Source organism: Pseudomonas sp. SDO5522_S412 (assembly GCF_054071215.1).
In genome coordinates this window covers 1-26948 of record NZ_JBSVWQ010000074.1, presented here as the reverse complement: position 1 = coordinate 26948, position 26948 = coordinate 1, and the positions used below count along the sequence as shown (strand labels likewise).

At 60.2% G+C, this 26948-nt stretch carries 20 protein-coding genes and 2 tRNA genes; 13 read left to right on the top strand and 9 right to left on the bottom strand.

The features are described from left to right. Window positions 1-79: 79 nt before the first annotated feature. The 3 genes from ACW9I6_RS16890 to ACW9I6_RS16880 are packed head-to-tail and all read right to left on the bottom strand — an operon-like array spanning window position 80 to window position 5859. A complete protein-coding gene (locus ACW9I6_RS16890; RefSeq protein ID WP_457339567.1) occupies window positions 80-1498 on the bottom strand; it encodes an efflux transporter outer membrane subunit in 1419 nt (472 codons plus the stop codon). Next, on the bottom strand, window positions 1482-2648 hold the full coding sequence (locus ACW9I6_RS16885) for an efflux RND transporter periplasmic adaptor subunit (protein WP_457339566.1): 1167 nt from the start codon (window positions 2646-2648) through the stop codon (window positions 1482-1484). Before ACW9I6_RS16885 ends, ACW9I6_RS16890 begins: the two co-directional genes overlap by 17 nt. Further along, on the bottom strand, window positions 2638-5859 hold the full coding sequence (locus tag ACW9I6_RS16880; RefSeq protein ID WP_087693205.1) for an efflux RND transporter permease subunit: 3222 nt from the start codon (window positions 5857-5859) through the stop codon (window positions 2638-2640). The genes ACW9I6_RS16885 and ACW9I6_RS16880 overlap by 11 nt, the downstream gene beginning before the upstream one ends. 216 nt (window positions 5860-6075) lie before the next feature. Between ACW9I6_RS16880 and ACW9I6_RS16875 the strand changes: the two genes are divergently transcribed. After that, window positions 6076-6486, top strand: coding sequence for a PA0061/PA0062 family lipoprotein (locus tag ACW9I6_RS16875; RefSeq protein ID WP_457339565.1), 411 nt, complete (start codon window positions 6076-6078; stop codon window positions 6484-6486). Window positions 6487-6490: 4 nt separating this feature from the next. On the opposite strand, the gene ACW9I6_RS16870 is transcribed toward ACW9I6_RS16875, so the two are convergent. Further along, complete coding sequence (locus ACW9I6_RS16870) at window positions 6491-6652, bottom strand: hypothetical protein (protein WP_003207847.1); 162 nt, start codon at window positions 6650-6652, stop codon at window positions 6491-6493. A 263-nt stretch (window positions 6653-6915) separates the two neighbouring features. Between ACW9I6_RS16870 and ACW9I6_RS16865 the strand changes: the two genes are divergently transcribed. After that, window positions 6916-7545, top strand: coding sequence for a peptidase C39 family protein (locus ACW9I6_RS16865; RefSeq protein WP_457339568.1), 630 nt, complete (start codon window positions 6916-6918; stop codon window positions 7543-7545). A gap of 46 nt (window positions 7546-7591) precedes the next feature. Here ACW9I6_RS16865 and pbpG read toward each other — a convergent pair whose 3' ends face one another. Further along, window positions 7592-8524, bottom strand: a complete 933-nt coding sequence (pbpG, locus tag ACW9I6_RS16860; protein ID WP_457339564.1) for a D-alanyl-D-alanine endopeptidase — start codon at window positions 8522-8524, stop codon at window positions 7592-7594. A 208-nt stretch (window positions 8525-8732) separates the two neighbouring features. Then, the gene (folD, locus tag ACW9I6_RS16855) at window positions 8733-9587 is read right to left on the bottom strand and encodes a bifunctional methylenetetrahydrofolate dehydrogenase/methenyltetrahydrofolate cyclohydrolase FolD (RefSeq protein ID WP_003207853.1); all 855 of its coding nucleotides are present in this window, start codon (window positions 9585-9587) and stop codon (window positions 8733-8735) included. A 230-nt stretch (window positions 9588-9817) separates the two neighbouring features. On the opposite strand from folD, the gene ACW9I6_RS16850 reads away from it, so the two are divergent. The 8 genes from ACW9I6_RS16850 to ACW9I6_RS16815 all read left to right on the top strand — a co-directional run bounded on the left by ACW9I6_RS16850 (window position 9818) and on the right by ACW9I6_RS16815 (window position 18910). Beyond that, window positions 9818-9894 (top strand) — tRNA-Arg (locus ACW9I6_RS16850). A gap of 32 nt (window positions 9895-9926) precedes the next feature. Beyond that, window positions 9927-10002: transfer RNA gene (locus tag ACW9I6_RS16845), tRNA-His, on the top strand. A 401-nt stretch (window positions 10003-10403) separates the two neighbouring features. After that, entirely contained in the window at window positions 10404-11714 is a 1311-nt protein-coding gene (gene tig, locus ACW9I6_RS16840; RefSeq protein WP_003207855.1) for a trigger factor, read from the top strand. Window positions 11715-11806: 92 nt separating this feature from the next. After that, on the top strand, window positions 11807-12442 hold the full coding sequence (gene clpP / locus ACW9I6_RS16835; protein ID WP_003174822.1) for an ATP-dependent Clp endopeptidase proteolytic subunit ClpP: 636 nt from the start codon (window positions 11807-11809) through the stop codon (window positions 12440-12442). Window positions 12443-12554: 112 nt separating this feature from the next. Next, window positions 12555-13838, top strand: coding sequence for an ATP-dependent Clp protease ATP-binding subunit ClpX (clpX, locus tag ACW9I6_RS16830; protein WP_003207856.1), 1284 nt, complete (start codon window positions 12555-12557; stop codon window positions 13836-13838). Between the two features lie 151 nt (window positions 13839-13989). Beyond that, window positions 13990-16386, top strand: a complete 2397-nt coding sequence (gene lon / locus ACW9I6_RS16825) for an endopeptidase La (protein ID WP_003207858.1) — start codon at window positions 13990-13992, stop codon at window positions 16384-16386. A gap of 146 nt (window positions 16387-16532) precedes the next feature. Next, window positions 16533-16805, top strand: coding sequence for an HU family DNA-binding protein (locus ACW9I6_RS16820; RefSeq protein ID WP_003174819.1), 273 nt, complete (start codon window positions 16533-16535; stop codon window positions 16803-16805). A gap of 230 nt (window positions 16806-17035) precedes the next feature. Beyond that, complete coding sequence (locus ACW9I6_RS16815) at window positions 17036-18910, top strand: SurA N-terminal domain-containing protein (protein WP_457339563.1); 1875 nt, start codon at window positions 17036-17038, stop codon at window positions 18908-18910. 89 nt (window positions 18911-18999) lie between these two features. On the opposite strand, the gene nhaA is transcribed toward ACW9I6_RS16815, so the two are convergent. Continuing rightward, window positions 19000-20334: a Na+/H+ antiporter NhaA gene (gene nhaA / locus ACW9I6_RS16810; RefSeq protein ID WP_457339562.1), complete on the bottom strand. Its 1335-nt coding sequence runs from the start codon at window positions 20332-20334 to the stop codon at window positions 19000-19002. Window positions 20335-20449: 115 nt separating this feature from the next. Further along, window positions 20450-21628 (bottom strand): MFS transporter, encoded by a 1179-nt coding sequence (locus tag ACW9I6_RS16805; protein ID WP_008431952.1) that lies wholly within the window; start codon window positions 21626-21628, stop codon window positions 20450-20452. A gap of 127 nt (window positions 21629-21755) precedes the next feature. Here ACW9I6_RS16805 and ACW9I6_RS16800 point away from each other — a divergent pair, with 127 nt between their 5' ends. Next, entirely contained in the window at window positions 21756-22655 is a 900-nt protein-coding gene (locus ACW9I6_RS16800) for a LysR family transcriptional regulator (RefSeq protein WP_177050482.1), read from the top strand. 89 nt (window positions 22656-22744) lie between these two features. Next, the gene (locus ACW9I6_RS16795) at window positions 22745-23584 is read left to right on the top strand and encodes a DUF2242 domain-containing protein (RefSeq protein ID WP_457339561.1); all 840 of its coding nucleotides are present in this window, start codon (window positions 22745-22747) and stop codon (window positions 23582-23584) included. Here the strand turns inward: ACW9I6_RS16795 and aceE are convergent, their stop codons facing one another. After that, a complete protein-coding gene (gene aceE, locus ACW9I6_RS16790) occupies window positions 23585-26254 on the bottom strand; it encodes a pyruvate dehydrogenase (acetyl-transferring), homodimeric type (RefSeq protein WP_102605976.1) in 2670 nt (889 codons plus the stop codon). It lies immediately after the preceding gene. Between the two features lie 145 nt (window positions 26255-26399). Between aceE and ACW9I6_RS16785 the strand changes: the two genes are divergently transcribed. Beyond that, entirely contained in the window at window positions 26400-26870 is a 471-nt protein-coding gene (locus tag ACW9I6_RS16785; RefSeq protein WP_008431958.1) for a MarR family winged helix-turn-helix transcriptional regulator, read from the top strand. Window positions 26871-26948: the final 78 nt, after the last annotated feature.

The following is a 26948-nucleotide window of genomic DNA, read 5'->3' as shown; positions in this document are numbered from 1 at the left end:
AGCATATCCGGTGCTGACCCACCGCCTTCGCGAGCAAGCCCGCTCCCACAGTTGATCACTGTCGTTCTTGAGACAGGTATCAGGCGTCGGGCTTCCAGCCTCCGCCCAGCGCCGTCACCAAACCCACACTCGCCTGCAACTGCCGCGTCTGCACCGCCTGCAACGTGCGCTGCGCCTGCAACGCCGCCGTCTGCGCCGTCACCACATCCAGATAGCTCACAGCCCCCGCCTGGTAACTGTTCATCGCCAGTGCCTGTGTGTGCTCGGCGGCATTCGCGGCGGCTTGTTCGTCCATCGCCTCCTGCTGCAAGTCGCGCAGTTGCCCAAGGTTGTCTTCCACCTCACGCACGGCTCTTAACACCTGGCTGCGATAGTGCGCCGAAGCCTCTTCAAACTCCGCCTTGGCCTGGCGCTCATTGGCGCTCAACCGGCCGCCATCAAAGATCGGCAGATTCACCAGCGGCCCCAGCGCCCAATACCGATTGGCGGCGGAGAACAAGTTGCCCACACCTTGGGTCTGCCCGCCAATCAAGCCGGTCAAACTGAAATCCGGGTACCACGCCGCCTTGGCCACGCCGATATTCGCGTTGGCCGCAAACACCCGTCGCTCGGCTGCCGCGATATCCGGCCGGCGTTGCAGCAGGTGGCTCGGCAGTTGTTGCGGAATCCCCGGCAGCGCGATCAATTGCTGGCTCGGCGGCAGCTGGAATTCACTGGCGGATACGCCCACCAATTCACCAATCGCATGCTCGGTGAGATTGCGTTGACCGCGCACATCGTCAAGCTGCGCCTGTGCTTCAGCCAGCTGATTCTGCGCCCGGGTCAGGTCGAGCTCCGAGGCGATCTGCCCCTCGTACCGGCTGCGGGTCAGTTTCAGCGCCTGGCCAAAATCATCCAGCGAACTGCTGAGAATCCGGCTCTGGGCATCCAGTCCGTTGAGCTGCACGTACAGCGTCGCCAACTGATGCTGCAGGCTCAGGCGTGCCACCGCCAAATCATCCCCAGAGGCTTGGGCCTGTGCATCGCCAGCCGCCACCTGGTTGCGGATTTTGCCCCACAGATCCAGATCGAAGCTCAGCGCGAACCCCGCCGTGTTGCTGTTGTACACCGAAGGCTGGGTATCACCCCGCAGTGGCCGATTGTCCGATTGCCGCTGGCGCAACGGTTGCGCGCTGGCGGTTATTTGCGGGAACAGCCCGGCATGCAACTGGCTGGCATACGCCTGGGACGCATCGAAATGCGCCAGCGCCGCCGCCAGGTCCGGGTTGGCCTTGAGCAGTTGTTCCTGCAGGTCGTTCAAGCGCTGGTCCTGGTAAAGCTGCCACCACTTCGGCGCCAGTTGGTCGGACGGTTGCGCGCTGTGCCACGGGCCGTCGCTGGTCTGTTCGCGGTACTTGGCCGGCAGGTCGATGGTCGGCGCCTTGTAGGTGGGCGCCAGCGAGCAACCGTGCAGTGCCACCAATACCAGGGCCGCGAGGGGTTTAAGCCTTGGGCGCATGGGCACCTCCGGCATCGGCCATTTGCACGGCGTCGCCTTCGCGCAGTGCGTCGGGTGGGTTGTCGACTACGCGGTCAGTGGGTTTCAGGCCCTGGTCAATCACCAGGCGCTCGCCGAGGTCGAGGCCGATGTGGATGTCTTGCAGGTGCACGTGGTTCTTGGCGTCCAGTACCGCGACCTGGGTACCTTCGGCGCGGAAGATCAGGGCGCTGGCCGGGATGCTCACGCCATGGGTATCCGCCGGAATCGCCAGGGTGGCTTCGGCGTAGTCGCCGGGCAGCAACTTGCCGTCCGGGTTGTCGGCCACGAACTGTGCGAGCAGGGTGCCGGAGCGGCGGTCGATGGCGGTGGAGTCGCCCATCAGCTTCGCGCTGAAGTGTTCGCCGGGGTGCTCGGGTACCGTCAGTTGGGCGGCCAGCCCGGGATGAATCACCGCAGCGTAGTTCTGCGGCACCGGCACGTAGAGGCGCAGTTGGTGGGTGTCGGCGATGTCGAACAGTTCCGGATCGCTGTCGCTGTCAGCCTTGATCAACTGGCCGATGTCGGTGTTGCGCGCGGTGATCACACCGGCGAATGGCGCGCGAATGGTCTTGTAGTCTTCCAGTGCCGAGAGCCGCGCATAGTCAGCCTCGGCGGCCTGGGCGTTGGCCTTGGCGGCCAGGGCATTCGAGGTTTTTTCATCGGCCTCCTGGCGCGATACCGAATGGCTGTCCAGCAGGTTTTTCCAGCGGGTGGCGGTGGTTTGCGCCAGGCGTGCATTGGCCTGCTCCTGCACCATGCGCGCGTGGGTTTGCGCCACTTGCTGGTCGAGGTCGGGGCTGTCGATCTCGGCGAGAATCTGCCCGGCCTTGACCTGGCTGCCGATGTCGACTCTCCAGTCTTTCAGGTAACCGCTGACCCGCGCATGAATCGGTGCCTTGCTCCAGGCTTCCAGATGCGCGGGCAGGCGCAGGGTGTCGCCGGCCGCGTTCTGTTTGGGCTGGAACACCAGCACCTGCGGCACGGCGGCGGTTTCGGTCCAGGCGGTGACGGATTTTTCATGCATCGTACGGGCGTGCAGGCCGTTGGCGACCAACAGGGCGGCCAGTGTCAGGCCGCCGACACCCATGAGCATCAGACGCTTGCGCGAGGGTTTGTGATCAGACGACATGTGAAGTTTCTCCAGCAGCAGCGCGAGTAGGGTGACGACCGTGGACCAGGCTGAAGACCACGGGTACAAACAGCAAAGTGGCAGTGGTGGCGAGGATCAGGCCGCCGATCACGGCACGTCCCAGCGGCGCGTTTTGTTCTTCGGACAAGGCCAGCGGCAACATGCCGATGATCATCGCCAGGGCCGTCATGCAGACCGGGCGGAAACGGGTGTAGCCGGCTTCCAGTGCGGCCTTGAGTGCATCGCCATGTTCGGCCAGGCGCTCTCGGCAGAAGCTCACCACCAGGATCGAGTTGGCGGTGGCCACGCCCATACAGAGGATGGCCCCCGTGAGTGCGGGCACCGACAATGACGTGCCGCTGAGGAACAGCATCCACACGATCCCCGCCAGCGCTGCCGGCAGTGCGGTGATGATCACGAACGGGTCGGTCCAGGACTGGAAGTTGACCACGATCAGCAGGTAGATCAGCACCACCGCACCGAGCAGGCCGAAGCTCAAGCCGTTGAACGCTTCATGCAGCGCATCGATCTGCCCGTGCAGGCTGATGGTCGCGCCTTTGGGGCGCATCGGGGCCATGTCGTTCAGCACTTTTTGCACATCGCTGGCGACGCCGCCGAGGTCGCGGCCTTGCACGTTGGCGTACAGGTCCAGGGTCGGCTCGATGTTGTAGTGGGTCACCACCGCCGGGCTTTGTACCCGCGAGATGGTCGCCACGCCGCCGAGGATCTGCGACTGACCATCGGCACCGGTTACCGGCAACGCTTCCAGGGACGGCAGGCTGTCGAGGCGGTATTGCGGGGTGGCTGCCACGATCGAATACGACACGCCGTTGGCCGGGTTGAGCCAGAACGTTGGTGCGGTTTGCGAGCTGCCGGCCAGGGACGCAACCATGCTGTTGGTTACGTCACGCTCGGTGATGCCCAGGCCGTTGGCACGCATGCGGTCCACGTTGACTTGCAGTGACGGGTAGCCGGTGGACTGCTGGATGCGCAGGTCGGCAATGCCCGGTATGTGTTTCAGGCGACGTTCCAGTTCGATGGCGTAGGCGCGGTTTTCTTCATCGCTGCGCCCGGAGATTTTCACGTCCAGCGGGGCCGGCGAACCGAAGTTGAGGATCTGGCTGCTGATGTCTGCCGGGAGGAATGCGAACTGGCTGCCGGGGAAGCTTTCGGGCAACGCTTCACGCAGTTTTTTCACGTAGTCGGCGGTGGGCGCATGGTCCTTTTTCAGGGTGACCTGGATATCGCCGTCCTGTGGGCCGATGGTGCCACTGCTGCTGTAGGCCATGTCGATGCCGCTCAGCGGGATGCCGATGTTGTCGACGATGGTGTCCAGTTCGTCGGCCGGAACGATCTCGCGAATCCGCGCTTCGATCCGGTCAAAGGCCGCCGCGCTCTCTTCGATGCGTGTGCCCAGCGGCAAGCGCACGTGCAGGGCCATGGCCCCGGCGTCGGTGGCCGGGAAGAAGTCCTGGCCCAGGCTTGGCAGCAACAGGAACGAGGCGAGGATGCACGCCAGGAAGCCGATGATGAAGCGCTTGCGGGCGCCGAGGGCCAGGGTCAGCAGGCCGTGATAAACGTCCCGCACGTTGGAGAAGTGACGCTCAAAACCCTGCTGGAAATTCAGCACCGATTGCAGCACCGCGTTGCGCTGCGGTTTGTGCTGGTCGCCCTCGTGATGGTTGATGAATTCATCTTCCGGGTGATGACCTTCACCTTGCTCCGGCACGTGCGGCTTGAGCAGGAACATCGCCAGGGTCGGCACCAGGGTCCGCGACAGAATGAACGAGCTGGCCATGGCGAAAATCACCGCCAATGCCATCGGGCGGAACAGGTAGCCGGCGATGCCTTGCAGCATGAACATCGGCACAAACACGATGCAGATACACAGCAGGGACACGAACGCCGGGCCGACGATTTGCTTGGCGCCGTCGAGGATCGCGTCCTTCACCGCCTTGCCTTGTTCCAGGTGCCAGTTGATGTTCTCGATGGTCACTGTGGCGTCGTCCACCAGGATCCCCACCGCCAACGCCAGCCCGCCGAGGGTCATGACGTTGAGGGTTTGCCCAGTGGCCGCCAGCAGGGCGATGGCCGACAGCACCGCGAGGGGAATCGACGCGGCGATGATGATGGTCGAGCGCCAGCTGCCGAGGAACAGCAGGATCATCGCACTGGTCAGCAAGGCGGCGATGATGCCTTCCTGGGCCACGCTGCCCACCGACTGTTTGACGAACACCGAGGCGTCGCCGAGCAGTGAGGTCTTCAGCGACGGCGGCAGGGTTTCATTGATGCGCGGCAGCATCTGGCGGATGCCGTCGATGATCGACAGGGTGGAGATACTGCCGTTTTTCAGGGCCGGCATCAGCACCGCACGGTGGCCGTCGACGCGCACGATGTTGGTCTGCGGCGGCGAGCCGTCACGCACGTGGGCCACCTGGCCGATGGTGATGATCGCACCGTCGACTGTCTTGATCGGCAAGTCGTTGAGCTCATCAATCGCCTTCGGGCTGTTGTTGAGCAAAATCGTGTATTCGTTGGGGCCGAGTTTGGCGGTACCCACCGGGATAATCTGGTTCTGCAGGGCCAGGGCGTTGCCTACGTCCTGCGCCGAGAGGCCTTTGGCGGCCAGCGCCTGTGGGTCGAGGTCGAGGGTGATCTGGCGTTGCTTGCCGCCCATTGGCGTGGGCATGGCCAGGCCGGGCAGGGCGCTCAGGGGCAAGCGGATGTTGTTCTGCACCAGGTCGCGGATCTTCGCTTCCGACAAGCTGGGGCTGGAGAACGCCATCTGCAGAATCGGCACCGTAGAGGCGCTGTAGTTGAGGATCAGCGGCGGCGTGATGCCCGGTGGCATCTGCTTGAGCACGGTTTGTGACACCGCTGTTACCTGGGCGTTGGCGGTGCGGATATCCACGCCGGGCTGGAAGAAAATCTTCACGATGCCCATGCCGGGTAACGACTGCGATTCAATGTGCTCGATGTCGTTGACGGTGGTACTCAGGGAGCGTTCGTAGGTGTAGATCACGCGACCGGCCATGGCGTCCGGAGACAGGCCGTTGTACTGCCAAACCACCGCAACGACGGGGATGCCAATATCGGGAAATACGTCAGTGGGGGTACGCAAGGCCGCCATGGGCCCGATGATGCAGATGAAAATTGCCAGCACGATAAACGTGTAGGGCTTGAGCAGTGCGGTCTTTACCAGCCCGAGCATGCCGTAACCTCCAAAGGAGTTGGATTGCAAACGCTCGCAGTCTTGACGGACCCACCTAACACGCACCTTTCAGCCAGGTGAAGGAAGATTTAGTTAACGGCTGAAGATCCTTTCATATGTATTCATTTGTTCAACAATGGTGACAGTAACAAGCTGGATACCGATCGAACGGGAGCTGTTTCGCCTGTTCACTCTTTATCCATTTGGAGTTCTGCCATGTCTCTTAAACCCTTGTTGTTGATCCCGGCCTTGAGTGCGGTCCTGTTGTTGGCGGCGTGTGCCGGCCCGATGCCGAAGGCGGACCCGAGCGAAGCCTGGATCGGCTTGCAAGAGGAGGCACCCAACGACCTGATGGCCGAGCGGGTAGACGGTAAAAATATTAATGATGGCCGCTACTTCGAAGTGAAACCCGGCGCGCATCGCCTGGACGTCACCTTGTTTGAAGAAGAGGCGGGGGATGATAACCAGCAGGATTGTCGCGGGCATGTGACCTACGGCAACTTCAAGGCCGGCGAGCATTACACCCTGGTGGAATCCAGCCTGGGTACGACGGTGCGTGCCGAGTTGAAGGATAGCCACGGCAAGGAATTGGCGCAGACCGAAGACTTCAGTTGCATGCCTGGCTAAGGCGTCAGGCGTGGTGCCCGGCGGGTTTGTGCAGCTTGCCGGGTGCTGCGGGTTTTACGTGTGGGTGATGGTGCCGGCGGGTCACGCGCATCACGCCCCACAGCATGGCGGCGGCGACGGCCAGCCAGCCACAGATCAAAAGCAGAATCGTTGTTGTCAGGCTCATAAGTGCCTCCTTTCGCCCGGTGCCGGGCACACACTGTCTTCTCAATGGACAGTCTAGCTATCCGCAGGTTGCCTGCTATTGACCAATGGTCGTGTGCGTCCAACTTGTTTGCTCTATCGCCGGCCTTTTACTGCGCTGCAAGGCTATACCCGCGCCCCGGAGCGTCCTATGATCAGGGCCCACGTCGACCGTTGATCAAGTGAGTGAAGAAGTTGCGGTTTCCCTCGAACATTAAAACCTCCTGGTGGGTCGCCGCCTGTTTCATGGGGCTGGCGGCCTGTTCCTCGCATCCAAAACCCACGAGCATCCCGGGGCTGCCGGAGAGTGTCGAGCTCAAGGGCGTGCCGGCGTTTCGCGGTGAGACTTACCTCGGTGGCCCAGCCGCTCTTGCCAGCATGCTGTCTCAACAAGGCATTGTGATTACACCGGGGCTATTGGATAAGCCACTGCATTTGCCGGGCGCTGAAGCGGACCTTGAGCGCAACATGCAGGTGCTGGCCCGTGAATACGGGATGTTGGTGTACCCGCTGGAAGATCAGCTGCCGGCGCTGCTGGCACAGGTCGCGGCCGGGTACCCGGTGATGGCGCGTATCACCCAGGGCTCGACCTTCTGGGCCGGTCCGCGGTATGTCGTGGTGGTGGGTTACAACAAGCAGAAGAGCATGGTGCTGCTGCGTTCAGGCTTGGCGCGACGCATGCCGATGGATTTCAGTGCGTTTGAGTCGGCGTGGAAAGACGGCGGCAAGTGGGCGGTACTGATTCAGCGGCCCACCCAGTTGCCGGTCAAGGTCGACGCCCAGCGCTGGCAGCAGGCTGCCAGCGCCACAGCCCAGGCGGGCCAGGAACAGGCGGCGGCCCAGGCAGTCAAGGCAGTGGCCAGTCAGGCGAAATAAAAAAACGGCGCTCAAGGGCGCCGTTTTTTATGTCGCTATTTACGGATCAGCGGGACTCGGTGACCTGAACATTCGCCCGTGGGCGGTTCTTCAGGTTCTTGTCAGCCTTGTAGCGCAATGCGACGTCTGGCACCGAGCCGCTCTTGCCGGTTTCGACCCAGCTGCGGATGCGCCCGGCATCGGCAAAGTGGGTGAATTTGCCGAAGGCATCGAGGATCACCAGCGACACCGGGCGATTACCCATGCTGGTCACCAGAACCAGGCAATGGCCGGCCTGGTTGGTAAAGCCGGTCTTGGTCAGCTTGATGTCCCAGTTGGCGCGGTTGATCAGGTGGTCAGTGTTGGAGAAACCCAGGGTGTAGTTGGGTTTGCGGAACGAGACGGTCTTTTCCTTGGTGGTGCTCAACTGGCTGAGCATCGGGTACTTGCGTGCAGCGGCCAGCAGTTTGCTCAAGTCACGGGCGGTGGACACGTTGTGGATCGACAAGCCGGTGGGCTCTACATAGTGGGTGCTGGTCATGCCCAGTGCCTTGGCCTTGGCGTTCATCGCTGCGATGAAGGCCGGGTAGCCGCCCGGGTAGTGGTGGGCCAGGCTGGCGGCAGCGCGGTTTTCCGAGGACATCAGGGCAATCAGCAACATCTCCTTGCGCGGCATCTCGCTGCCGATCTTGACCCGGGAGAACACGCCTTTCATCTCTGGCGTGTCCTTGATGTTGATGTCGATGTATTCATCCATGTTCTGCTTGGCTTCCAGCACGATCAGGCCGGTCATCAGTTTGCTCACCGAGGCGATCGGCACGATGACATCCGGGTTGCTGGCATAGATGACTTTGTTGGTCTGCAGGTCTACCACCATCGCACTGCCGGAGGCGATGTGCAGGGTGGACATGTCGCGGGGAGCGGTAGTGGTTTCGCCTGCGCTCGCGAAGGTGCCTGTCAATGCAAAAAATAGGCTGACAATGGAAAGATGAATTTTCACGCGGATGAACTCGCTAAAAAAAGTAGGGATATACCGTTCTGCACGGACTTTCTGATAAATGCCGTTACATTTTAGGAGTATGGATCAGAAACTGTCGAATGTTCTTCTAGAAACAGATGAAACCCCTTAAAAACAAAGAAAAAACTACTTTTTTTCGGCCAATAAAAAGCCCTGCGATAAGGCAGGGCTCTTTCAGAACGGCTGGTTATTAGACGTGCAGGGTTTCGGCGGCGTACAGGGTGTTTTCCAGCAGGCAGGCACGGGTCATCGGGCCGACACCACCGGGTACCGGGGTGATCCAGCCGGCACGGGGCAGGGCGGTTTCATACACCACATCGCCCACCAGCTTGCCATCGTCCTGGCGGTTGATGCCCACGTCGATGACGATGGCGCCTTCCTTGATCCACTCACCCTTGACCAGGCCCGGCTTGCCGGCGGCGACGACCACCAGGTCGGCGCGGCCAACGTGGCCGGCCAGGTCCTTGGTGAAGCGGTGGGTCACGGTCACGGTGCAGCCGGCCAGCAGCAGTTCCATGGCCATCGGGCGACCGACGATGTTCGAGGCGCCGACGACGACGGCATCCAGGCCATACAGATCGACGCCGGTGCTTTCCAGCAGGGTCATGATGCCCTTCGGGGTACACGGGCGCAGCAGCGGGATACGCTGGGCCAGGCGGCCGACGTTATAAGGGTGGAAACCGTCGACGTCCTTGTCCGGACGGATGCGTTCGAGCAATTTCGACGCGTCCAGATGCTCGGGCAATGGCAGTTGCAGCAGGATGCCGTCGATGGCCGGATCGTCGTTGAGGCTGTCGATCAGGTCGGTGAGGGCCTGTTGGGTGGTGTCTTCAGCCAAGTCGTAGGCTTTGGAAATAAAGCCGACCTCTTCACAGTCTTTACGCTTGTGCGAGACATAAACCTGAGAGGCAGGATCGCTGCCGACCAGGATCACCGCGAGGCCCGGCGTGCGCAGGCCTTGTTGGCTGCGCTCGGCGACTCGTTTGGCGATCTGCTGGCGCAGGCTGGCGGCGATTGATTTGCCGTCGATAAGTTGTGCAGTCATTACGCGTGATTAACCATCGAGAGGGGGAAGAAAAGTGCGCGCATTCTCGCATGCCATGGCGTGAGGGCAAAGGCGCTTGGTCTGCAAATTCCCCTAACCCCTTAAATAAAATGAATTTTTTATAAAAAGGATTTGACGGGTTTCGGGTCCATCTATACTATTCGTCGCACTTGTCGGGCACAGCCTAGCACTGGTTAGTTTGTAATCCTCCAAGAGTACAGATTAATAAGGCGCCCGTAGCTCAGCTGGATAGAGCATCCGCCTTCTAAGCGGATGGTCGCAGGTTCGAGTCCTGCCGGGTGCGCCATTAGGCAGCTTTGGCACAAGTAGCGCAATATGGTGGGCGTAGCTCAGTTGGTAGAGCACGGGATTGTGACTCCCGTTGTCGAGGGTTCGATCCCCTTCGTCCACCCCATATTTCGAAAGGCGCCAGATTAATAGTCTGGCGCCTTTTTTGTTTCAGCGGTTTGAGTTTCAACGCAGTCGCAGGTGTTGGGCTGCAGGGCAGGGCGTTTCGTCGTATTTATGTTTCGCGATGATGCCGCACTGCCTGCCGGCCTTGTCCGCAGGGTCGGTTGTCAGGGAGATGATTGGCAACCGCTTCTATATATAGAAGGGTTGGCGCAGAGCCCTGGCATGATGGGATGTATTTGCCACCGGGGCGAGCTGCACTCGTGCATTCGCACCTATAAATTGCCTGCTGTTTTTTTACCCGTTTTCAGTAGGGTGACTTCTTGAGTTTGACCCACTAGAATGCATGCCCTTGATTCTGGGGTCGGAAACGGCCAGCTAACGTCTGTGCAACGAGGAATATCCATGCAAGTTTCTGTTGAAAATACTTCTGCTCTTGAGCGCCGCATGAGCATCACCGTGCCGGCCGAGCGCATCGAGACCCAGGTCAACAAGCGTCTGCAGCAGACTGCCCAAAAGGCCAAGATCGCTGGTTTCCGTCCAGGCAAAGTGCCAATGAGCGAAATCAAGCGCCGCTTCGGTGCTGATGCACGTCAGGAAGCTGTAGGTGACGTGATCCAGGCTTCCTTCTACGAAGCCGTTGTCGAGCAGAAGCTGAACCCGGCTGGCTCGCCTTCCATCGAGCCCAAGTCCCTGGAAGCAGGCAAGGATCTGGAATACGTTGCAATCTTCGAAGTGTTCCCTGAGTTCGAAGTTGCCGGTTTCGATTCGATCGCCATCGAGCGCCTGAGCGCTGATGTTGCTGACTCCGACCTGGACAACATGCTGGAAATCCTGCGCAAGCAGAACACCCGTTTTGAAGTGGCCGATCGTGCTGCCCAGAACGAAGACCAGCTGAACATCGATTTCGTAGGCAAGGTTGACGGCGAAGCATTCGCTGGCGGCTCCGCCAAGGGTACTCAGCTGGTGCTGGGTTCCAACCGCATGATTCCTGGTTTCGAAGACGGCCTGGTTGGCGCCAAAGCCGGCGAAGAGCGCGTTCTGAACCTGACTTTCCCGGCTGACTATCAGAACCTGGACCTGGCTGGCAAAACCGCCGAGTTCACCGTGACCGTCAACACCGTTTCCGAGCCCAAGCTGCCAGAACTGAACGAAGAGTTCTTCAACCAGTTCGGCATCAAGGAAACCGGCATCGAAGGTTTCCGCACCGAAGTTCGCAAGAACATGGAGCGTGAACTGCGCCAGGCGATCAAATCCAAGGTCAAGAACCAGGTGATGGACGGTCTGCTGGCTGCCAACCCGATCGAAGTGCCGAAGGCCCTGCTGTCCAACGAAGTTGATCGTCTGCGCGTGCAGGCTGTTCAGCAGTTCGGCGGCAACATCAAGCCTGACCAACTGCCGGCCGAACTGTTCGAAGAACAGGCCAAGCGCCGCGTTGTACTGGGTCTGATCGTGGCTGAAGTGGTCAAGCAATTCGACCTCAAGCCTGACGAAACCCGCGTTCGCGAAATGATCCAGGAAATGGCTTCGGCCTACCAGGAGCCTGAGGCTGTTGTGTCCTGGTACTACAAGAACGACCAGCAGCTGAACGAAGTGCGTTCGGTTGTGCTGGAAGAGCAAGTTGTGGATACTGTTCTGCAGAAGGCTAAGGTGACCGATAAAGCGGTCTCTTACGAAGAAGCAGTCAAGCCGGCTGAAGCAGCACAAGCCGACTGATCGCTCAACTCGTTTGAAAATACACCCATAAGCCAGCCTCGCGCTGGCTTATGCGTATTCAAGACATGACTATTTGGGAGTAACTGCAGAGCATGTTCCGTAATTCGTATATTCAGCAGAACTCTGATATCCAGGCCGCTGGCGGCCTGGTCCCGATGGTTGTCGAGCAATCTGCTCGTGGCGAACGCGCCTATGACATCTACTCGCGCCTGCTCAAGGAGCGAGTGATCTTTCTGGTTGGTCCGGTAGAGGACTACATGGCCAACCTGATCTGTGCGCAGCTGCTGTTCCTTGAAGCGGAAAATCCGGACAAGGACATCCATCTCTACATCAACTCCCCGGGCGGTTCGGTGACAGCGGGCATGTCGATCTACGACACCATGCAGTTCATCAAGCCGAACGTATCGACCACCTGTATCGGTCAGGCGTGCAGCATGGGTGCTTTCCTGCTGACCGCTGGTGCTGAGGGCAAGCGTTACTGCCTGCCGAACTCACGCGTGATGATTCACCAGCCACTGGGCGGTTTCCAGGGCCAGGCATCGGACATCGAAATCCATGCCAAGGAAATCCTCTTCATTCGTGAGCGTCTCAACACGCTGATGGCCAAACATAGCGGGCATACCCTGGAAGAGATCGAGCGCGACACCAACCGTGACAATTTCATGAGCGCCGAAGCGGCTCGTGAATACGGGTTGATCGACGCAGTGATCGAAAAGCGCCCCGCTTAATATAAGCAGCTCAAAATAGGGCAGGTCGGCAGGTCCGACCACCAGTGGACTTGAAAAAGCCCTCAATAGCCTTCATCTTGTGTTGCAAGCCTATCGGATTTGGATCGAACGAATGACTGACACCCGCAACGGCGAGGACAACGGCAAGCTGCTCTATTGCTCCTTCTGTGGCAAAAGCCAGCATGAAGTACGCAAGTTGATTGCCGGCCCCTCGGTCTTTATCTGCGACGAGTGCGTCGACCTGTGCAATGACATCATCCGTGAGGAGGTGCAGGAAGCCCAGGCCGAAAGCAGCGCGCATAAATTGCCTTCGCCTAAAGAAATCAGCGGCATCCTTGATCAGTATGTGATTGGTCAAGAGCGTGCAAAGAAGGTTCTGGCCGTAGCGGTGTACAACCACTACAAGCGCCTGAACCAGCGTGACAAGAAAAGTGACGACGTCGAGCTCGGCAAAAGCAACATCTTGCTGATCGGCCCTACAGGCTCGGGTAAAACCCTGCTTGCAGAGACCCTGGCTCGCCTGCTGAACGTTCCCTTCACCATCGCCGACGCAACCACTCTTACCGAGGCCGGTTACGTAGGTGAAGACGTCGAGAACATCATTCAGAAGCTGCTGCAGAAATGCGACTACGACGTGGAGAAGGCCCAGATGGGCATTGTCTACATCGATGAAATCGACAAGATTTCGCGCAAATCCGACAACCCGTCGATCACCCGGGATGTTTCCGGTGAAGGCGTGCAGCAAGCGCTGTTGAAACTGATCGAAGGCACGGTTGCTTCCGTACCGCCACAAGGCGGCCGCAAGCACCCGCAGCAGGAATTCCTTCAGGTTGATACGCGCAACATCCTGTTCATCTGTGGCGGTGCGTTCTCCGGCCTGGAAAAGGTTATTCAAAACCGTTCCACCCGTGGCGGCATTGGCTTCAGTGCAGAAGTACGCAGCAAGGAAGAAGGCAAGAAAGTCGGTGAATCCCTGCGTGAAGTCGAGCCTGACGATTTGGTCAAGTTCGGTCTGATCCCGGAATTCGTTGGCCGTCTGCCGGTCCTGGCGACGCTGGACGAGCTGGATGAGGCTGCGTTGATGCAGATCCTCACCGAGCCGAAAAACGCCCTGACCAAGCAATACGCCAAGCTGTTCGAGATGGAAGGTGTGGACCTCGAGTTCCGTGCTGACGCGCTCAAATCGGTGGCCAAGCGGGCACTGGAGCGCAAGACCGGCGCCCGTGGTTTGCGCTCGATCCTCGAAGGCGTACTGCTCGACACCATGTACGAAATCCCCTCGCAGTCCGAGGTGAGTAAAGTGGTGATCGACGAAAGCGTTATAGAAGGCAAGTCCAAGCCACTGTATATCTACGAAAACAGTGAGCCGGCTGCCAAGGCTGCGCCAGACGCGTAAGCGTTGCACCGCCGAGCTGTACAAAATAAAGGGGCCTTAATGGGCCCCTTTGTTTTTACTGCGTTTAACTGATGCCATTACGCTTGTTTTTTTTGCAGGCAGCCCCCATCTTGGTTTCAAGCTTACTTTCATCTGTCATAGAGGCGAAATCATGAAGACAACCATCGAATTGCCTCTCCTGCCGTTGCGTGATGTCGTCGTCTATCCGCACATGGTTATCCCGCTGTTCGTGGGGCGCGAGAAGTCTATCGAAGCCCTCGAGGCCGCGATGACGGGCGACAAGCAGATTCTGCTGCTGGCCCAGAGAAATCCTGCTGACGATGATCCGGGCGAAGATGCCCTGTATCGCGTTGGTACCGTTGCAACTGTCCTGCAACTGCTAAAGCTGCCTGATGGCACCGTCAAGGTGCTGGTGGAAGGCGAGCAGCGCGGTGCGGTCGAGCGCTTCATGGAAGTGGACGGCCACCTGCGTGCCGAAGTGGCGCTGATCGACGAAGTCGACGCCCCTGAGCGCGAATCCGAAGTGTTCGTTCGCAGCCTGCTGTCCCAGTTCGAGCAATACGTGCAACTGGGCAAGAAAGTCCCCGCAGAAGTCCTCTCCTCCCTCAACAGCATTGATGAGCCAAGCCGCCTGGTCGACACCATGGCCGCGCACATGGCGCTGAAAATCGAGCAGAAGCAGGACATTCTCGAGATCATCGATTTGTCGGCCCGGGTCGAACACGTCCTGGCGCTGCTGGATGCCGAAATCGACCTGCTGCAGGTTGAGAAGCGCATTCGCGGCCGTGTCAAAAAGCAAATGGAGCGCAGCCAGCGCGAGTACTACCTGAATGAGCAGATGAAGGCCATTCAGAAAGAGCTGGGCGACAGCGAGGAAGGCCACAACGAAATCGAGGAGCTGAAAAAGCGCATCGATGCCGCCGGCCTGCCGAAAGACGCGTTGACCAAGGCCACTGCCGAGCTGAACAAGCTCAAGCAAATGTCGCCGATGTCGGCCGAAGCCACCGTGGTTCGTTCGTATATCGACTGGCTGGTGCAGGTGCCGTGGAAGGCCCAGACCAAGGTGCGCCTGGACCTGGCCCGCGCCGAAGATATTCTCGATGCCGATCACTACGGCCTCGAAGAAGTCAAGGAACGCATCCTCGAATACCTCGCCGTGCAAAAGCGCGTGAAGAAGATTCGTGGTCCGGTGTTGTGCCTGGTCGGTCCTCCTGGTGTGGGTAAAACCTCGCTGGCGGAGTCGATTGCCCACGCCACCAACCGCAAATTCGTGCGCATGGCCCTGGGCGGTGTGCGTGATGAAGCGGAAATCCGTGGTCATCGCCGGACTTATATCGGTTCGATGCCAGGAAGATTGATTCAAAAGATGACAAAGGTGGGTGTGCGCAACCCGCTGTTCCTGCTCGATGAAATCGACAAGATGGGCAGCGACATGCGTGGCGACCCGGCGTCTGCTTTGCTGGAAGTGCTCGACCCCGAGCAGAACCACAATTTCAACGACCATTACCTGGAAGTCGACTACGACCTGTCCGACGTAATGTTCCTGTGCACCTCCAACTCGATGAATATTCCGCCAGCCTTGCTGGACCGGATGGAGGTGATTCGTCTGCCGGGTTACACCGAAGACGAGAAGATCAACATCGCCGTCAAATACCTCTCGCCCAAGCAGATTGCGGCCAACGGCCTGAAAAAAGGCGAGATCGAATTTGATGCCGACGCGATCCGCGACATCATTCGTTTCTACACCCGCGAGGCCGGTGTACGGGGCCTTGAGCGTCAACTGGCGAAGATCTGCCGCAAGGCCGTGAAGGAACATGCGCTGGAAAAACGCTTCTCGGTGAAGGTCACCGCTGACCTGCTGGAACACTTCCTGGGCGTGCGCAAATTCCGCTACGGCCTGGCTGAGCAGCAGGACCAGGTAGGCCAGGTCACTGGCCTGGCGTGGACCCAGGTGGGCGGCGAATTGCTGACCATCGAGGCCGCCGTAATCCCGGGCAAAGGGCAACTGATCAAGACCGGTTCCCTGGGTGACGTGATGGTTGAATCCATCACCGCCGCGCAGACCGTGGTGCGCAGCCGCGCCAAGAGCCTGGGGATCCCCCTGGACTTCCACGAGAAGCACGACACCCACATCCACATGCCGGAAGGGGCAACGCCGAAAGACGGTCCTAGCGCAGGCGTAGGCATGTGCACGGCACTGGTATCAGCCCTGACCGGCATTCCGGTGCGCGCCGATGTCGCCATGACCGGGGAAATCACCCTGCGTGGCCAGGTACTGGCCATTGGTGGCCTCAAAGAGAAATTGCTGGCTGCACACCGCGGTGGTATCAAGACTGTGATCATTCCTGAAGAGAATGTTCGCGACTTGAAGGAGATTCCTGACAACATCAAGCAGGATCTGCAGATTAAACCGGTTAAATGGATTGACGAGGTCCTGCAAATTGCGCTGCAATACGCGCCGGAGCCCTTGCCGGATGTGGCTCCTGAGATAGTTGCAAAGGATGAAAAACGCGAGACTGACTCTAAGGAAAGAATTAGCACGCATTAATACGTTTAAGCCTGGGGGCTTCCTTGACAGCTTTTTAGAGCCCTTGTTATAAAGCGGCTCTTAAGTGTCTGTAGGCCATTCAGCACTGGTTTTTGCTTTCACCAAAAAACTTAGAATCATACTCAATAGATATAAGGGGACTTAGAGTGAACAAGTCGGAACTGATTGATGCTATCGCTGCATCTGCTGATATCCCGAAAGCCGCTGCTGGCCGTGCGCTGGACGCAGTAATCGAATCCGTCACTGGCGCTCTCAAGGCCGGCGACTCTGTGGTACTGGTTGGTTTCGGTACTTTCTCTGTGACCGATCGTCCAGCTCGCACTGGCCGTAACCCACAGACTGGCAAGGCTCTGCAAATCGCCGCTGCCAAAAAACCAGGTTTCAAAGCCGGTAAAGCCCTGAAAGAAGCCGTTAACTAAGCTTCGCTCAAGCCTTACCCATCCGGGTCGGACGCAGGTCTGACCTGGCAGCGGAGCGGCAGCTGACCCGAGTATCCATCGGGTCGCCACGCCGGGGGTGTGGGTTCAAACCCCCGTCCGCTCCGCCAGTTACGAGAAGGCGCATCCTCGGATGCGCCTTTCTTCTATCCGGACTCTACCCACGCTCCACGGTTGCCTAATTTTGAAGTTCAACCGTTTCTGGGGGACGCATGCTGCAGAATATCAGGGACAATTCACAAGGCTGGATTGCCAAGACCATTATCGGGATCATCGTCGCATTGATGGCGTTCACCGGTATCGAGGCTATTTTTCAAGCTTCGACCAACAACAAGCAGGACGTGGCCAAGGTCAACGGTGAAGAAATCACCCAAAGCGAACTGGGCCAGGCCGTCGACATGCAACGTCGCCAGCTGATGCAACAGCTGGGCAAGGACTTCGATGCTTCCTTGCTGGACGAAAAGCTGCTGCGCGACGCCGCCCTCAAGGGCCTGATCGATCGCAAGCTGCTGCTGCAAGGCGCGGCCGATTCGAAATTCGCTTTCTCCGAAGCTGCGCTGGATCAAGTGATCCTGCAGACGCCGGAATTCCAGGTGGATGGCCAGTTCAACGCTGAGCGTTTCGACCAGGTGATCCGTCAGCTGGGCTACAGCCGTATGCAATTCCGTCAGATGCTGAGCCAGGAAATGCTGATCGGCCAGGTTCGTGCAGGCATTGCCGGCAGCGGTTTTGTGACTGATGCCGAAGTGCTCGCGTTCGCCCGTCTGGAAAAACAGACCCGCGATTTCGCCACCGTCAGCGTCAAGGCCGACCCTGCAGCAGTGAAGATCACTGACGACGAGGTCAAGGCTTACTACGACCAGCACGCCAAGGAGTTCATGACCCCGGACCAGGTGGTCATCGACTATCTGGAGCTGAAGAAGGCTTCCTTCTTCGACCAGGTCGCGGTCAAGGACGATGAGCTGCAAGCCCTCTATCAGAAAGAAACCGCCAACCTCGCTGAACAGCGTCGCGCGGCGCACATCCTGATTGAAGTCAACGACAAGACCACTGACGAGCAGGCCAAGGCCAAGATCGAAGAGATCCAGGCACGCCTGGCCAAGGGCGAGAAATTCGAAGCCCTGGCCAAGGAGTTCTCCCAGGATCCGGGTTCTGCGAACAACGGCGGTGACCTCGGTTTCGCTGGCCCTGGCGTCTACGACCCTGCCTTCGAAACAGCGCTGTATGCACTGAACAAGGACCAGGTTTCGACACCGGTGCGTTCCAGCTTCGGCTGGCACCTGATCAAGCTGTTGGGCGTTGAAGCACCTGAAGTGCCATCGTTCGCCAGCCTGAAAGACAAGCTGACCCGCGAGCTCAAGACCCAACAGGTTGAACAGCGTTTCGTCGACGCGACCAAGCAACTGGAAGACGCTGCATTCGAAGCTTCCGACCTGGCCCAGCCGGCGTCGGACCTGAAGCTGACCGTGCACACCTCCGCGCCGTTTGGCCGTGAAGGTGGCGAAGGCATTGCTGCCAACCGTGCCGCGGTGACCGCTGCATTCAGCCCTGAAGTACTGGATGAAGGTGCCAACAGCACCGCCATCGAGCTGGATCCGGAAACCATCGTGGTGCTGCGTGCCAAAGAGCACCTGAAGCCTACCCAGCTGCCGCTGGAAAGCGTTGCCACTGCCATCCGTGCCCAGTTGACCAAGGAGCGCGCGAGCGCTGCGGCGAAGACTCACGCGGACGAGCTGATTGCCAACCTGCGTGATGGCAAGACACCGCTGAACCAGCCGGTGGATGGCCAGGCCTGGAAAGTCACCGAAGCGGCCACCCGTGGCCAGGAAGGCGTCGAGCCAGCCGTGCTGCAAGCCCTGTTCCGCATGCCAAAGCCTGCGGCCAAGGACAAGCCGACCTTCACCAGCGTGACCCTGCCAGACGGTAGCCTGGTGATCGTGCGCTTGAACGCGGTCAATGAAGCCGCTGCACCGACCGATGACGAGAAGGCTCAGTACCGCCGCTTCCTCGCGTCCCGTGTCGGCCAGCAAGACTTCGCCGCCTATCGCAAGCAGTTGGAAACCAAGGCTGAGATCAAGAAGTTCTGATCTCGTAACAGCCTGAATAAAAAGACCCCGGCCTGAAGAGGCCGGGGTCTTTTTTTATCCACTAATCAGCTGACTCAACCAGTCTTGATTCAACGCGCAAACTTGAGCTTGCCCCAACTCAGGCCAATCACAGCCGCCAGGGTCGAAGCGCTCAGCACACTCAGCTTGGCAGCCGACAGCAGCGTCGGATCGGAGAAGGCCAGCGACGAGATGAAAATCGACATGGTGAAACCAATTCCCGCCAGCAGGCCCACCAGGGCGACGCCGTTCCAGGTCACGCCCTCCGGCAATTGGCAGATGTTCAGTTTGACCAGCACCACGCTCGCCAGCATCACACCGAGCGGCTTGCCGAGCACCAGGGCCAGGATGACCCCCATGAACACGCCGTGGGGCAGTGGATCGTCCAGGTTGAACCCTTGCAGGCTCACCCCCGCGTTGGCCAGGGCAAACAGTGGCATGACGCCGAAGGCCACCCATGGGTGTAACCCGGCTTGAATCCGCTGCACCGGCGGCAACATTTCCCGTTGGGCCTGTCTCAATTGCTTCAATGGTTTGGCGACCTGATGGGCACTTTCTGACGGATGCGAAAGCCGGTCCATCAGCTCGTTAAATGTGCGCCCGATGGTGTCCAGAGGGCGTTCCCGAGTCGGTCTGGAAGTCACGGGCGTTATCAGGCCAAGCATTACGCCCGCGAGCGTCGGATGCACGCCGGTCTTGAGCAGCCCAAACCAGACAATCGCCGCCGGCAACAGGTACACCACCGCCTTGCCAATTCCCATCCGCTGAAAAACCAGCACCAGCGCCAGCCCGCAGGCCGCGATCACCAGGCCCATGTAGTCCAGGCTGGCGGTATAGAAAATCGCGATGATCAGGATGGCGACGATGTCATCAATGATCGCCAGCGCCAGCAGCAGGATGCGCACGCCGGCGGGGATGGATTTACCCAACAGCGCCAGCACACCCACGGCAAATGCAATGTCGGTGGCAGTGGGCACTGCCCAGCCACTGGCCGCGACCGTGCCATGGTTGAGCAGGGTGTAAATCAGCGCCGGCATCAGCACGCCACCCAGTGCCGCGCCGAGGGGCAGGGTGGCCAGTTTCAGGTTGGCGAGTGCGCCGTCCCTGATCTCCTGGCGAATCTCGGCGCCCACCACCAGGAAGAAGATGGTCATCAGCCCATCGTTCACCAGGAAGTGCAACGAGCGCGAGACCGTGAAGTCTCCCAGCCCGATAGTGAGTGGGGTGTTCCAGAAGTGTTCGTAGGAATCTGCGACGGGGCTGTTGGCCCAGACCAGCGCGACGATCGCTGCCAGCAGCAACACGATACCGCTGACTGCTTCGATCCTTGAAAATCGCTCCAATGCGGACAGGGCGCCTTCGACCAGAACCTGGGGGCGCGGAATAGCAGGGTGTTTATCAGGCACGACAAGTCTCCATTGGCGGCCCGACCAATGCTTATCCTTTAACCTGCGCTGTGCCGTATGCAGCAGCGCACCCGGTGCGATCATAAGAGTTAAGAAACATCACGTCACGTTTCGTTTAAACATCGGTTAAACGCAGCGTCGCGATCAGCGCCAGTACGACCAACGCGGCGACCGCCCATGGAAACGATGTCACTCCCCACCCTTGCAACAACATGCCGCCGAGTAGTCCGCCACCGGCGATGCCCAGGTTCCACACCGTCACCAGCATCGACTGTGCGGCATCGGCTGAATCCCCGGCCGACTTGGCCAGCGCCGTTTGCAGCAATGCCGGCAAACCGCCAAACGCCAGCCCCCATAAGGCCACCGTGGTGTAGATCACCGTCGCTGAGGTGATCCAGAACGCCAGCGCCAGGGCCGACAGCGCGAACATTGCGCAGCTGATCACCAATAACGCGCGCAGCCGCTGATCAATCAGCGCGCCGACGATCCAGATACCCAGCAGCGCCGCCAGACCAAACACCAGCAGCACCTGGTCGATGTCCGCTGCAATCCCGGCAGGTACCAGGAACGGCGCGATATAGGTGTAGAGAATGTTATGAGCCAGTACGTAGGTGAAAGTCACAAACAGCACCGGACGAATCCCTGGCAGTGCCAGCACCTGGCGCAGCCCCAGGCGTTTTTCCGCCTGTTGCCCGGCAAAGTCCGGGACCTGCCAGCGCACCCAGGCCAGCAGCACAACCGTCAGGCCGGACATGATCGCGAAGCTCAGGCGCCAGCCCACCGTGGTGCCCAGGAATGTCCCGGCCGGTACACCCAGTGACAGCGCCAATGGCGCGCCGAGCATGGCCACGGCAATGGCCCTGCCTTGCAGGTGCGGCGCAACCATGCGGCTGGCATAACCGGCCAGCAGCGCCCAGAGCAATCCCGCGAACACCCCGGCGAAGAACCTGGCCACCAGGGTCAGCAGGTAATCGCTGGAAAACGCCGTCACACTGTTGACCAAGGCAAACCCGCCGATGGCAATCATCAGTAATGGCCGCCGGCGCCAGCCCCGGGTGGCGATGGTCAGGGGAATCGCGGCCAACAGCGAGCCCAGGGCGTACAGGGTCACCAACTGGCCCACCAACGCTTCGGACACCCCGAGGCCGGCGCCCATTTGCGGGAGCAAGCCCGCCGGCATGGCTTCGGTGAGGATGGTGATGAAGCCGGCGGTAGCCAATGCCAACAGGCCGCCCAGAGGCAGTCGTTCACGGCTCACCGTGGGGGTCGTGGAAGATAGGGCGCTGTCGCTCATGTTTTTTGGCTCCGGTTTTCAGACGAAAGGGCAGGGAGCCAGAGTAGGGTGCTGCACGGTGGAGAAAAACAGGCTAAGGTTCCGAACTTATCGGACGCCAATGTCCGCAATCCTCGGGAGCGAGACGATGGACAGCCTGGGCAGTATTTCAGTGTTTGTGCAGGTGGCCGAAACCCGCAGCTTTACCGAGGCCGGGCGCATGCTGGGGGTGTCGTCCTCGGCGATTGGCAAAAGCATCGCGCGCATCGAAGAGCGCCTGGGGGTGCGGCTGTTCCATCGCAGCACCCGCAGTATCACGTTGACCAGCGAGGGCGCGCTGTTTCTCGAACGCTCCCGGCGCATCCTGGCGGAAGTCGAAGCCGCAGAACAGGAACTTAGCCAGGCATCCGCCACCCCCAGAGGCAAGTTGCGCGTCAGCCTGCCGCAAGTGCGCGGCTTGTTGATGCCGGTACTGACGGATTTCATGCGCGCCTATCCCGAGATCGAGCTGGACGTGGACTTCTCCGACCGCATGGTGGATGTGATCGAGGAGGGTTTCGACGCGGTGATCCGCACCGGCAAACCCGAGGACTCACGCTTGATGGCGCGCCACCTCGGGTATTACCGCCTGGTGCTGGTGGCGTCCCCGGAGTACCTGCGCCTGCACGGTACGCCGCGCCAGCCCCGGGATTTGAGCGACCACGCCTGCCTGCGCCACAAATTCTGCGCCACCGGCAAGCTGGAAACCTGGCCACTGCGCCCGGAGTCGGGCCTGCCGGAGCCGACCCTGCGTGCGCCGCTGGTCTCCACCACCATCGAATCACTGATGCACGTGGCCCATGAAGGCCTGGGGATTGCCTGCCTGCCAGACTTCATGGTCCGCGAATCGGTGGAGCAGGGCCGGCTGCAACGGGTGCTGGACTATTACCTGGAGCACAGCGGCAGCTTCTGGATGCTCTGGCCATCAAGTCGCCATGCCTCGGCGAAATTGCGCGTGTTTATCGACCATATGGGCGAGCGGCTTTTTCCTGCGGACACCGTCCCGTAAGGCTGTGACGTTTTACCGACAGGAATTCGCGCGCCGAGGCCACGTTCTGTTGCACAATACCGCCCTGACTGTTTTCCTCAGGATTTTCGATGTCGATATCATTTCACTTGCGTAGCCTCGGGTTGGCGCTGGTGCTGGCGGGCGCTGCGGGCTGCTCGTCACCCAAGACCGCTATTTATGAACATGAGAACTTCGACGACTCCGGCACGTTTTCCCGTGATTACCCGGTCAGTGACACGGCGGCCTGCGAAGCGGCGCGGCGTGCGCTGTTGAGCCAGGGTTACATCATCACCAGCAGCGATCCAAAGCTGGTGGCGGGTAACAAGAGCTTCCAGCAGACCGGCGAAACTCACCTGCAGATCAGCTTCAACGTGGTGTGTGCCGACGATGGCAGCGGCAATCATCACTCGACGATGTTCGCCAACGCCTTGCAGGATCGCTACGCCTTGAAGAAGGTCAACAACTCCGCCAGCCTCGGTGTGGGTGTGTTGGGTTCGGTGTCGATGCCGATTGGCTCCACCGACGACTCCATGGTCAAGGTGGCCAGCGAGACGGTGTCTGCGCCGAAATTTTATGAGCGTTATTTCGCCCTGGTGGACGTTTTCCTGCCCCAGGAAGTGAAAAAGGCAGCGCATATTCCAGAGAAGCCCAAGGCTGACCTGGGCATCCCGGAACCTAAGGCAGCTCCGGCGGCCGATAAGGCCGATAAGGTTGAAGCGCCGAAAGAAGTGCCAAAAGAAGCGCCCGCCACACCGGCAGCCCCAGTGACACCGGCGGTGGTGCCAGCGGCATCGGAGCCGGTGGTGCCACCGGCGGAACCTGCGCCGATTGCACCAAAGGAAGCCCCGGCACCTGCGCCAGAGGCCACCAGTCCTGCGCTGCCGGCGCCGACCGAAGTGATTCCGCCTCTGCCGACGCCTGCGCAGTAACTACACCGCTACGGGGTTGGCCTTGTCGACGTTGATCCCGTAGCGGCTGATCGCCTCCGCCACCCTGGCGCGGCTGATCAGGCCGTCATCCGCCAGCGCCTTCAAGGCCGCCAGGGCAATGAAATACCGGTCCACCTCGAAGAACTGGCGCAAGGTTTCGCGGGTATCCGATTGCCCGAAGCCATCGGTGCCCAGCGCCACAAAGCGCCGGCCCGGTACAAACGGGCGAATCTGATCGGCAAAGATTTTCATGTAGTCGGTGGCGACCACCACGGGCCCAGGCTGGCCCTCAAGGCACTGCTCGACATAGCTGGTACGCGGTTCGCTTTCAGGATGCAGCAGGTTCCAGCGCTCCACGGCATGACCTTCCCGGCGCAGCTCGGTCAGGCTGGTGACACTCCACACATCGCTGGCCACGGCAAAATCATCGCGCAGCAGGTCCGCGGCGGCGATGACTTCCCGCAGGATCGAACCGCTGCCCATCAGCTGTACCCGTGGTTGCGTGGTGTCTTCAGCCGCCTTCAACCGATACATGCCCTTGAGAATCCCGTCCTCGACGCCTTCGGGCATCGCCGGGTGCGGGTAGTTTTCGTTGAGCAGGGTGATGTAGTAGTAGATGTCCTCTTGCTCGACGTACATCCGGCGCATGCCTTCGCGAATGATCACCGCCAGCTCGAAGGCAAACGTCGGATCGTAGGAAATGCAGCACGGGATCACCGACGACAGCACATGGCTGTGGCCATCGTCATGCTGCAGGCCTTCGCCCATCAGCGTGGTGCGCCCGGCCGTCGCCCCCAGCAGGAAGCCCCGCGCCCGTGCATCGCCCGCGGCCCAGGCCAGGTCGCCAACCCGCTGGAAGCCGAACATCGAATAGAAAATGTAGAACGGCACGGTCATCAAGCCGTGGTTGGCGTAGGACGTACTCGCTGCGATCCACGAGGAAATGGCGCCGGATTCATTCAGGCCTTCCTGCATGATCTGTCCGTCCTTGCTCTCTTTGTAGTAGGACAGCTGGCCCGCATCCTGTGGGGTGTAGAGCTGGCCGACAGCGGAGTGAATGCCGATCTGGCGGAACAGGCTTTCCATGCCAAAGGTGCGGGACTCGTCCGGCACGATGGGCACGATCAGTTTGCCCAGGTTCGGATCCTTGAGCAGGGTGCCGAGGATGCGCACAAAGGCCATGGTGGTGGAGATCGCGCGCTCGCCGGTGTCCTTGAGCTGGGTGGCGAAGGCATCCAGTTCCGGGATCTTCAGCGACTCGACCGCGCTATGGCGAGCCGGCACGTAGCCACCCAGTGACTGGCGGCGGGCGGCGAAATAGCGGGCCTCTTCGCTGTCGGCGGCCGGTTTGAGATACGGGATTTCAGCCAGTTGGTCGTCGGCCACTTCCAGCCCGAAGCGATCGCGGAAGGCTTTGACGGCTTCAGCGCCCATCTTTTTCAGCTGGTGGTTGATGTTCTGGCCTTCGCCGGCCTCGCCCATGCCGAAGCCCTTGACGGTTTTCGCCAGGATCACCGTCGGCTGGCCGCTGTGACGCACGGCGGCGGCATAGGCGTTGTAGACCTTGTCCGGGTCATGGCCGCCCCGTGAGAGTTTCCAGATGTCGTCGTCGGACATGTCTGCCACCAGCGCCAGCAACTCCGGGTATTTGCCGAAGAAGTGTTCCCGCACGTAGGCGCCGTTTTGTGATTTGTAGTTTTGATAGTCGCCGTCCACGCACTCCATCATGCGCTGGCGCAGCAAGCCGCTTTTATCCTTTTCCAGCAGCGCATCCCAACCGCCGCCCCAGATTACCTTGATCACGTTCCAGCCGGCGGCGCGGTACAGGCTTTCGAATTCCTGGATCACCTTGGCATTGCCGCGAACCGGGCCATCGAGGCGTTGCAGGTTGCAGTTGACCACGAAGATCAGGTTGTCGAGCTTCTCGCGCCCGGCCAGGGAAATGGCTGCCAGGGATTCCGGCTGATCCATCTCGCCATCACCGAGGAACGCCCACACCTTGCGGCCCTGGTGCTGCTTGAGGTCGCGGAACTCCAGGTAGCGCATGAAGCGCGCCTGATACGCGGCGGTAATCGGTCCGAGGCCCATGGAAACCGTAGGAAACTGCCAGAAGTCCGGCATCAGGCGAGGGTGCGGATAGGATGACAAACCGTCGCCACCGGCTTCCCGGCGGAAGTTGTCCAGCTGGGCTTCGCTGATCCGGCCTTCGAGGTACGCCCGCCCGTAAATGCCCGGCGCGGAGTGGCCCTGGATGTACACCAGGTCGCCATCGAAGCTTTCAGTTCGGCCACGGAAGAAATGGTCGAAGCCTACGTCATACAGCACCGCAGCCGACGCATAGGTTGCGATATGCCCGCCCACGCCGGAATGTTTGCCCGCGCGCAGCACCATGGCCATGGCGTTCCAGCGAATAAACGCATTCAGCCGGCGCTCGGTGGCCAGGTTGCCGGGGTAGGGCAACTGGCGGTCTACCGGGATGGTGTTGACGTACGGGGTGGTCACCCGCCCGTAGAAGTCGCCATGCCGCGCCACGTCGAAATCCAGCAACTGATCAATCAGGTAATGCGCGCGCGGGCGGCCTTCGGTGGACAGCACCGATTCGATGGACTCCAGCCATTCGCGGGTTTCCTGTGGATCGTCGTCGAGGCGTACTGCAGTGTTCGGGGTCATGTCAGGCTCCAGGGTGGACGGGTTTCAGCGTGTGGGCTCCTTGTGGGAGCTTTGCGAATGTAGTTGCAATTGCAACTACATGGCTGAATCTAGCGCGGGATGAGCTACTATTGCAACCTTCTTGAAATTCCCCGGATGGTGTTGCATGTCGTCGAAAGAGCCTGATGTCTGGTTCCGTTTTGTTCGGGCCCACAGGACGGTCATCCGTGAAATCGAGCGGCGCCTGGCCGATGCCGGTCTGCCGCCGTATGCCTGGTACGACGCTTTGTGGGGCCTGGAAAGTGGCCCCGATGGCACCCGGCGCATGCACGAATTGGCCGATGTGCTGGCCATCGAACGCTACAACCTGACGCGCCTGGTCGACCGCCTGGAAAAGGACGGCCTGGTGGTGCGTTCGCGCTCCGACGGTGACGGGCGTGCTGCCTTTGTCTCAATTACCGACGCGGGCCGGGTATTGCGTAAAAAGATGTGGAAAATCTACGAAAGCAGCGTGGATGAATTGTTTTTGTCGCAGCTCGACAGCGAGCAACGCCGGGGTTTTGCCGAGGCATTGGAGCGTACCGCGGGGCTGGCGATGGAGGCGGGCGTGCAGACCCGCGGGCGACGTAAGACCTGAAGCAAAGACTCCAGGCGACGCGGATTCCGTGTGAGAGCGGGCTTGCTCGCGAAAGCGGTGTGTCAGCAACAGTAATAT

Bases quoted from the DNA above. Each gene is read 5' to 3' on its own strand.
- ACW9I6_RS16890 (WP_457339567.1), bottom strand. From the start codon at position 1,498: ATGCGCCCAAGGCTTAAACCCCTCGCGGCCCTGGTATTGGTGGCACTG.
- ACW9I6_RS16885 (WP_457339566.1), bottom strand. From the start codon at position 2,648: ATGTCGTCTGATCACAAACCCTCGCGCAAGCGTCTGATGCTCATGGGT.
- ACW9I6_RS16880 (WP_087693205.1), bottom strand. From the start codon at position 5,859: ATGCTCGGGCTGGTAAAGACCGCACTGCTCAAGCCCTACACGTTTATC.
- ACW9I6_RS16875 (WP_457339565.1), top strand. From the start codon at position 6,076: ATGTCTCTTAAACCCTTGTTGTTGATCCCGGCCTTGAGTGCGGTCCTG.
- ACW9I6_RS16870 (WP_003207847.1), bottom strand. From the start codon at position 6,652: ATGAGCCTGACAACAACGATTCTGCTTTTGATCTGTGGCTGGCTGGCC.
- ACW9I6_RS16865 (WP_457339568.1), top strand. From the start codon at position 6,916: ATGGGGCTGGCGGCCTGTTCCTCGCATCCAAAACCCACGAGCATCCCG.
- folD (WP_003207853.1), bottom strand. From the start codon at position 9,587: ATGACTGCACAACTTATCGACGGCAAATCAATCGCCGCCAGCCTGCGC.
- tig (WP_003207855.1), top strand. From the start codon at position 10,404: ATGCAAGTTTCTGTTGAAAATACTTCTGCTCTTGAGCGCCGCATGAGC.
- clpP (WP_003174822.1), top strand. From the start codon at position 11,807: ATGTTCCGTAATTCGTATATTCAGCAGAACTCTGATATCCAGGCCGCT.
- clpX (WP_003207856.1), top strand. From the start codon at position 12,555: ATGACTGACACCCGCAACGGCGAGGACAACGGCAAGCTGCTCTATTGC.
- lon (WP_003207858.1), top strand. From the start codon at position 13,990: ATGAAGACAACCATCGAATTGCCTCTCCTGCCGTTGCGTGATGTCGTC.
- ACW9I6_RS16815 (WP_457339563.1), top strand. From the start codon at position 17,036: ATGCTGCAGAATATCAGGGACAATTCACAAGGCTGGATTGCCAAGACC.
- ACW9I6_RS16805 (WP_008431952.1), bottom strand. From the start codon at position 21,628: ATGAGCGACAGCGCCCTATCTTCCACGACCCCCACGGTGAGCCGTGAA.
- ACW9I6_RS16800 (WP_177050482.1), top strand. From the start codon at position 21,756: ATGGACAGCCTGGGCAGTATTTCAGTGTTTGTGCAGGTGGCCGAAACC.
- ACW9I6_RS16795 (WP_457339561.1), top strand. From the start codon at position 22,745: ATGTCGATATCATTTCACTTGCGTAGCCTCGGGTTGGCGCTGGTGCTG.
- aceE (WP_102605976.1), bottom strand. From the start codon at position 26,254: ATGACCCCGAACACTGCAGTACGCCTCGACGACGATCCACAGGAAACC.
- ACW9I6_RS16785 (WP_008431958.1), top strand. From the start codon at position 26,400: ATGTCGTCGAAAGAGCCTGATGTCTGGTTCCGTTTTGTTCGGGCCCAC.